At 60.7% G+C, this 7,937-nt stretch carries 3 protein-coding genes and 3 rRNA genes; 5 read left to right on the top strand and 1 reads right to left on the bottom strand.

Annotated elements, in window-relative coordinates; all coding sequences use genetic code 11:
* The coding region (locus ACOZBY_RS21700; protein ID WP_422762670.1) for a pyrroline-5-carboxylate reductase family protein at positions 1-319 on the top strand (319 nt) is incomplete at its 5' end.
* A gap of 69 nt (positions 320-388) precedes the next feature.
* Here ACOZBY_RS21700 and trpS read toward each other — a convergent pair.
* Positions 389-1,387, bottom strand: coding sequence for a tryptophan--tRNA ligase (gene trpS / locus ACOZBY_RS21695; RefSeq protein ID WP_143608879.1), 999 nt, complete (start codon positions 1,385-1,387; stop codon positions 389-391).
* Between the two features lie 863 nt (positions 1,388-2,250).
* Between trpS and ACOZBY_RS21690 the strand changes: the two genes are divergently transcribed.
* The 4 genes from ACOZBY_RS21690 to ACOZBY_RS21675 all read left to right on the top strand — a co-directional run.
* Positions 2,251-3,776: ribosomal RNA gene (locus tag ACOZBY_RS21690) — 16S ribosomal RNA — on the top strand.
* A 317-nt stretch (positions 3,777-4,093) separates the two neighbouring features.
* A 23S ribosomal RNA gene (locus ACOZBY_RS21685) occupies positions 4,094-7,217 on the top strand.
* Positions 7,218-7,309: 92 nt separating this feature from the next.
* Positions 7,310-7,426 (top strand): 5S ribosomal RNA (rrf, locus tag ACOZBY_RS21680).
* Together the 16S, 23S and 5S rRNA genes form the textbook arrangement of a ribosomal RNA operon.
* A 166-nt stretch (positions 7,427-7,592) precedes the next feature.
* Positions 7,593-7,937, top strand: a 345-nt coding sequence (locus ACOZBY_RS21675) for a CDP-alcohol phosphatidyltransferase family protein (RefSeq protein WP_422762669.1), incomplete at its 3' end; no start/stop codon positions are given.

The following is a 7,937-nucleotide window of genomic DNA, read 5'->3' as shown; positions in this document are numbered from 1 at the left end:
CGCCTGCACCGCGCTCTCCGGCTCGGGACCGGCGTACTTCTTCTACCTGGTCGAGGCCATGACGGACGCGGGCATCCTGCTCGGCCTGCCCCGCGACAAGGCCCACGACCTGATCGTCCAGTCCGCGATCGGCGCCGCCGTGATGCTCCGCGACAGCGGGGAGCACCCCGTGAAACTCCGCGAGGCCGTCACCTCTCCCGCGGGCACCACGATCAACGCGATCCGCGAACTCGAGAACCACGGCGTCCGCGCGGCCCTCATCGCCGCACTGGAGGCAGCCCGCGACCGCAGCCGCGAACTGGCCTCCGGCAACAGCTGAAGACAGCGGGGCCGGGGCGGGGCCACCGCCCCGGCCCGCCGCTCGCTCAACCCTTCCCCCTCCGGGACTTCAGCCGGCGGGCAGCAGCCCGATCGCCCGATACGCCGCGTCCACCCGAGGACGCGCCATCTCCCGGGCCTTTGCGGCGCCTTCGCGCAAAACCCCTTCCACATACGAGGGATCCGCGCACAACCGCTGGTGCCTCTCCTGCACGGGCCTGAGGAGTTCGATCACGGCCTCGGCGGTGTCCTTCTTCAAAGCGCCGTACGACTCATAGGCGCCGCCCAGGGTTTCCGGATCCGCGCCCTCACAGGCGGCGAGAATCTCCAGCAGGTTCGAGACCCCCGGCCGCGCCTCGGGGTCGTACACGACGTCCTGCCCGCTGTCGGTCATGGCCCGCATGATCTTTTTCCGTACGGCATCCGGCTCATCGAGCAGATAGACGACGCCCGGCCCCACGTCATCGCTCTTGCCCATCTTCGACGTCGGCTCCTGCAGATTCATGACCCGCGCCGCGACCTGCGGCCGCGTGGCGCGGGGCACCACGAAGGTGTGCCCGTAGCGCTGGTTGAAGCGCACGGCGAGATCCCGGGTCAGCTCCACATGCTGCGTCTGGTCGTCCCCGACCGGCACCTCGTCGGTCCCGTACGCCAGGATGTCCGCCGCCATCAGCACGGGATACGTCAGCAGGGACAGCCGCACGCTCCCGCCCCGCTCCCGTTCGCGCGCGGCTTTCTCCTTGTACTGGATCATCCGCCGCATCTCCCCGTCGGTCGCGACGCACTCCAGCAGATACGACAACCGCGCGTGCTCGTCCACATGACTCTGTACGAAGACGGTGCACAGCTCCGGATCGAGCCCCGAGGCCAGCAACAACGTCGCCGCCTGCCTACTGAGCCTGCGCACCCGCCCCGGATCGTGGTCCACGGTCAGCGCGTGCAGGTCGACGACGCAGAACAGGGCGTCGGCCTGGTGCTGGTCGACGTCGGCCCACCGTCGCATGGCCCCGAGATAGTTCCCCAGCGTCAGATGCCCGGTCGGCTTGACCCCACTGAAGACCCGCGTCATCTCTCCACCTCCTGGTCGAGGCCGCCGCACCCGCCGGCCGGCTCCCCAGGAGGGAGACACAAAAACGGCCGCCGAGGCGGCGGCCGTTGAGTACATACGTGTGTACGGCCGCCGTCAGGCGGCCCACCACTGCTGGGTGCACGTATGCGTAGTCATGGCCCCGAGGTTACGCCTCCGGAGGCCATCCCGGGGCGGATTTGACACGCCCCTACCCGGTACGTAGTGTTCTCCGAGTTGTCCGACGTGAGCGCCGACCCCGGTCGGTCCCCGGACAGCCATTCCGCAACAAGCACTCAGCGAACGGCGACTCGTCGTCGGCTCGTTTTCATGCGTGTTTGCGAAATGAGGAATCCGCGTTCGAAAGGGCGCCACCCCGATTAGCTCGGGAGCCAGGAATCCGCTAAAGTCTCACTCGTCGGAACGGCCCAAGGGCCGGGAAGACAAGCCCCGCTGACTGGGAATCAGGCCCGAAAGGATCTGATAGAGTCGGAGCCGCCGGAAAGGGAAACGCGAAAGCGGAAACCTGGAAAGCACCGAGGAAATCGGATCGGGAAACGGTCTGATAGAGTCGGAAACGCAAGAACAAAGCAGGACAGCAGGACCGAAGGGAAGCGCCCGGAGGAAAGCCCGAGAGGGTGAGTACAAAGGAAGCGTCCGTTCCTTGAGAACTCAACAGCGTGCCAAAAATCAACGCCAGATATGTTGATACCCCGTCTCCGGCCGATCGGCTGGGGCGAGGTTCCTTTGAAAAAGTCCTGCCGGGCATGGTCTCGGTGGGCGCACAGCGAGGACGCTGTGAACCGAGGGGATTATTCCTCTCTTCGGTTCCGCTCTCGTGGTGTCGTCCCGATTACGGGAAAACATTCACGGAGAGTTTGATCCTGGCTCAGGACGAACGCTGGCGGCGTGCTTAACACATGCAAGTCGAACGATGAAGCCCTTCGGGGTGGATTAGTGGCGAACGGGTGAGTAACACGTGGGCAATCTGCCCTTCACTCTGGGACAAGCCCTGGAAACGGGGTCTAATACCGGATAACACCTGCCCGGGCATCCGGGTGGGTTAAAAGCTCCGGCGGTGAAGGATGAGCCCGCGGCCTATCAGCTTGTTGGTGAGGTAGTGGCTCACCAAGGCGACGACGGGTAGCCGGCCTGAGAGGGCGACCGGCCACACTGGGACTGAGACACGGCCCAGACTCCTACGGGAGGCAGCAGTGGGGAATATTGCACAATGGGCGAAAGCCTGATGCAGCGACGCCGCGTGAGGGATGACGGCCTTCGGGTTGTAAACCTCTTTCAGCAGGGAAGAAGCGAAAGTGACGGTACCTGCAGAAGAAGCGCCGGCTAACTACGTGCCAGCAGCCGCGGTAATACGTAGGGCGCAAGCGTTGTCCGGAATTATTGGGCGTAAAGAGCTCGTAGGCGGCTTGTCACGTCGGGTGTGAAAGCCCGGGGCTTAACCCCGGGTCTGCATTCGATACGGGCTAGCTAGAGTGTGGTAGGGGAGATCGGAATTCCTGGTGTAGCGGTGAAATGCGCAGATATCAGGAGGAACACCGGTGGCGAAGGCGGATCTCTGGGCCATTACTGACGCTGAGGAGCGAAAGCGTGGGGAGCGAACAGGATTAGATACCCTGGTAGTCCACGCCGTAAACGGTGGGAACTAGGTGTTGGCGACATTCCACGTCGTCGGTGCCGCAGCTAACGCATTAAGTTCCCCGCCTGGGGAGTACGGCCGCAAGGCTAAAACTCAAAGGAATTGACGGGGGCCCGCACAAGCAGCGGAGCATGTGGCTTAATTCGACGCAACGCGAAGAACCTTACCAAGGCTTGACATACACCGGAAAGCATTAGAGATAGTGCCCCCCTTGTGGTCGGTGTACAGGTGGTGCATGGCTGTCGTCAGCTCGTGTCGTGAGATGTTGGGTTAAGTCCCGCAACGAGCGCAACCCTTGTTCTGTGTTGCCAGCATGCCCTTCGGGGTGATGGGGACTCACAGGAGACTGCCGGGGTCAACTCGGAGGAAGGTGGGGACGACGTCAAGTCATCATGCCCCTTATGTCTTGGGCTGCACACGTGCTACAATGGCAGGTACAATGAGCTGCGAAGCCGTGAGGCGGAGCGAATCTCAAAAAGCCTGTCTCAGTTCGGATTGGGGTCTGCAACTCGACCCCATGAAGTCGGAGTTGCTAGTAATCGCAGATCAGCATTGCTGCGGTGAATACGTTCCCGGGCCTTGTACACACCGCCCGTCACGTCACGAAAGTCGGTAACACCCGAAGCCGGTGGCCCAACCCCTTGTGGGAGGGAGCTGTCGAAGGTGGGACTGGCGATTGGGACGAAGTCGTAACAAGGTAGCCGTACCGGAAGGTGCGGCTGGATCACCTCCTTTCTAAGGAGCATCTAGGCTGCCGGGCTTGCCCGGTGGTCCAGGGCCATTACGTCGGCACACGTTCGACGGTGGTTGCTCATGGGTGGAACGTTGATTATTCGGCGCACTTGACTGTCTTCTCCTTCCAGTACTGCTCTTCGGGGCGTGGAACGAATGAGGGAAGCGGCGGGGGTGCCGGGCACGCTGTTGGGTGTCTGAGGGCACGGCCGATTGTTGGCTGCCTTCAGTGCCGGCCCCAGTGCACTCGAACCGGAAGGTTCGGGGTGATGGGTGGTTGGTCGTTGTTTGAGAACTGCACAGTGGACGCGAGCATCTGTGGCCAAGTTTTTAAGGGCGCACGGTGGATGCCTTGGCACCAGGAACCGATGAAGGACGTGGGAGGCCACGATAGTCCCCGGGGAGTCGTCAACCAGGCTTTGATCCGGGGGTTTCCGAATGGGGAAACCCGGCAGTCGTCATGGGCTGTCACCCATACCTGAACACATAGGGTATGTGGAGGGAACGCGGGGAAGTGAAACATCTCAGTACCCGCAGGAAGAGAAAACAACCGTGATTCCGGGAGTAGTGGCGAGCGAAACTGGATGAGGCCAAACCATATGCGTGTGAGACCCGGCAGGGGTTGCGTATGTGGGGTTGTGGGATTTCTCTTTCACGGTCTGCCGGCCGTGAGACGAGTCAGAAACCGTTGATGTAGGCGAAGGACATGCGAAAGGTCCGGCGTAGAGGGTAAGACCCCCGTAGTCGAAACGTCAACGGCTCGTTTGAGAAACACCCAAGTAGCACGGGGCCCGAGAAATCCCGTGTGAATCTGGCGGGACCACCCGCTAAGCCTAAATATTCCCTGGTGACCGATAGCGGATAGTACCGTGAGGGAATGGTGAAAAGTACCGCGGGAGCGGAGTGAAATAGTACCTGAAACCGTGTGCCTACAAGCCGTGGGAGCGTCGCGCATTGAGTTTACTCAGTGCGTCGTGACTGCGTGCCTTTTGAAGAATGAGCCTGCGAGTTTGCGGTGTGTTGCGAGGTTAACCCGTGTGGGGAAGCCGTAGCGAAAGCGAGTCCGAATAGGGCGATTTAGTAGCGCGCTCAAGACCCGAAGCGGAGTGATCTAGCCATGGGCAGGTTGAAGCGGCTGTAAGAGGTCGTGGAGGACCGAACCCACCAGGGTTGAAAACCTGGGGGATGACCTGTGGTTAGGGGTGAAAGGCCAATCAAACTCCGTGATAGCTGGTTCTCCCCGAAATGCATTTAGGTGCAGCGTCGTGTGTTTCTTGCCGGAGGTAGAGCACTGGATAGGCGATGGGCCCTACCGGGTTACTGACCTTAGCCAAACTCCGAATGCCGGTAAGTGAGAGCGCGGCAGTGAGACTGTGGGGGATAAGCTCCATGGTCGAGAGGGAAACAGCCCAGAGCATCGACTAAGGCCCCTAAGCGTACGCTAAGTGGGAAAGGATGTGGAGTCGCAGAGACAACCAGGAGGTTGGCTTAGAAGCAGCCACCCTTGAAAGAGTGCGTAATAGCTCACTGGTCTAGTGATTCCGCGCCGACAATGTAGCGGGGCTCAAGCGTACCGCCGAAGTCGTGTCATTGCAGCAATACGCCCAACGGCGGCTGTGATGGGTAGGGGAGCGTCGTGTGCCGGGTGAAGCCGCGCCGGAAGGCAGTGGTGGACGGTTCACGAGTGAGAATGCAGGCATGAGTAGCGATACACACGTGAGAAACGTGTGCGCCGATTGACTAAGGGTTCCTGGGTCAAGCTGATCTGCCCAGGGTAAGTCGGGACCTAAGGCGAGGCCGACAGGCGTAGTCGATGGATAACCGGTTGATATTCCGGTACCCGCTGTGAAGCGTCAAACATTGAACCAGGCGATGCTAAGTCCGTGAAGCCGCCCCGGAGCCTTCGGGCAAAGGGGAGTGGTGGAGCCGACGGACCAGACCTGCAGTAGGTGAGTGATGGGGTGACGCAGGAAGGTAGTCCATCCCGGGCGGTGGTTGTCCCGGGGTAAGGGTGTAGGCCGTGTGATAGGTAAATCCGTCACACATCAAGGCTGAGACCTGATGCCGAGCCGATTGTGGTGAAGTGGATGATCCTATGCTGTCGAGAAAAGCCTCTAGCGAGTTTCATGGCGGCCCGTACCCTAAACCGACTCAGGTGGTCAGGTAGAGAATACCGAGGCGTTCGGGTGAACTATGGTTAAGGAACTCGGCAAAATGCCCCCGTAACTTCGGGAGAAGGGGGGCCATCACCGGTGAGAGTCTTGACTCCTTGAGCTGGGGGTGGCCGCAGAGACCAGCGAGAAGCGACTGTTTACTAAAAACACAGGTCCGTGCGAAGCCGTAAGGCGATGTATACGGACTGACGCCTGCCCGGTGCTGGAACGTTAAGGGGACCGGTTAGTCACTCTTCGGGGTGGCGAAGCTGAGAACTTAAGCGCCAGTAAACGGCGGTGGTAACTATAACCATCCTAAGGTAGCGAAATTCCTTGTCGGGTAAGTTCCGACCTGCACGAATGGCGTAACGACTTCTCGACTGTCTCAACCATAGGCCCGGTGAAATTGCACTACGAGTAAAGATGCTCGTTTCGCGCAGCAGGACGGAAAGACCCCGGGACCTTTACTACAGTTTGATATTGGTGTTCGGTTCGGCTTGTGTAGGATAGGTGGGAGACTTTGAAGCGGCAGCGCCAGCTGTTGTGGAGTCGTCGTTGAAATACCACTCTGGTCGTGCTGGATGTCTAACCTGGGTCCGTGATCCGGATCAGGGACAGTGTCTGATGGGTAGTTTAACTGGGGCGGTTGCCTCCTAAAGAGTAACGGAGGCGCCCAAAGGTTCCCTCAGCCTGGTTGGTAATCAGGTGTTGAGTGTAAGTGCACAAGGGAGCTTGACTGTGAGACCGACGGGTCGAGCAGGGACGAAAGTCGGGACTAGTGATCCGGCGGTGGCTTGTGGAAGCGCCGTCGCTCAACGGATAAAAGGTACCCCGGGGATAACAGGCTGATCTTCCCCAAGAGTCCATATCGACGGGATGGTTTGGCACCTCGATGTCGGCTCGTCGCATCCTGGGGCTGGAGTCGGTCCCAAGGGTTGGGCTGTTCGCCCATTAAAGCGGTACGCGAGCTGGGTTTAGAACGTCGTGAGACAGTTCGGTCCCTATCCGCTGCGCGCGTAGGAATATTGAGAAGGGCTGTCCCTAGTACGAGAGGACCGGGACGGACGAACCTCTGGTGTGCCAGTTGTCCTGCCAAGGGCATGGCTGGTTGGCTACGTTCGGGAGGGATAACCGCTGAAAGCATCTAAGCGGGAAGCCTGCTTCGAGATGAGTATTCCCACCCCCTTTGAGGGGTTAAGGCTCCCAGTAGACGACTGGGTTGATAGGCCGGATCTGGAAGGCGGGTAACCGCTGGAGGTGACCGGTACTAATAGGCCGAGGGCTTGTCCTCAGTTGCTCGCGTCCACTGTGTTGGTTCTGAAACCACGAACAACCCCGTTGTCGGGCCACGGCAATGGTGCGGTAGTTACAGTTTCATAGTGTTTCGGTGGTCATAGCGTGAGGGAAACGCCCGGTTACATTCCGAACCCGGAAGCTAAGCCTCACAGCGCCGATGGTACTGCAGGGGGGACCCTGTGGGAGAGTAGGACGCCGCCGAACTAATTGTAGGGAGAACCCCCGTACCGGGAAATCGGTACGGGGGTTTTCTGCGTTCTGGGTCAGGTCTGTTTTCGCGGTGGCTCCGCCACCCCTCCGCACCTCGACGCGAGCGCTGCGGGTAAGGTCAGGGGGCATCGTTGGCTCGTTCCCCACAGGAGGCCCCCGGGTGGAGGTCCAGGAGACCCGCGTCCAGACGGACCGGGTCCTCACCATCCCGAACATCCTCAGCATGGCGCGCCTCGTCGGCGTACCCGTCTTCCTGTGGCTGATCCTCCGGCCCGAGTTCGGCGGTCCCAAGAGTGACGGCTGGGCGCTGCTCGTGCTCATGCTGAGCGGCGTCAGCGACTATCTCGACGGGAAGCTCGCGCGGCGCTGGAATCAAATCAGCAGCCTCGGCCGGCTGCTCGATCCCGCGGCGGACCGGCTCTACATTCTGTCCACTCTTGTGGGGCTCACCTGGCGGGAGATTCTGCCGCTGTGGTTGACGGCTGTGCTTCTGGCGCGTGAGTTG

Origin of the sequence: Lysinibacillus sp. NPDC056220, from assembly GCF_049315265.1 — a bacterium.
GTDB classification, from domain to species: Bacteria; Bacillota; Bacilli; order Bacillales_A; family Planococcaceae; genus Lysinibacillus; species Lysinibacillus pinottii.
This window is presented reverse-complemented; position numbering and strand designations above follow the sequence as displayed.

Excerpts from the sequence above, each read along its gene's own strand:
- trpS (WP_143608879.1), bottom strand. The coding sequence starts at position 1,387 with ATGACGCGGGTCTTCAGTGGGGTCAAGCCGACCGGGCATCTGACGCTG.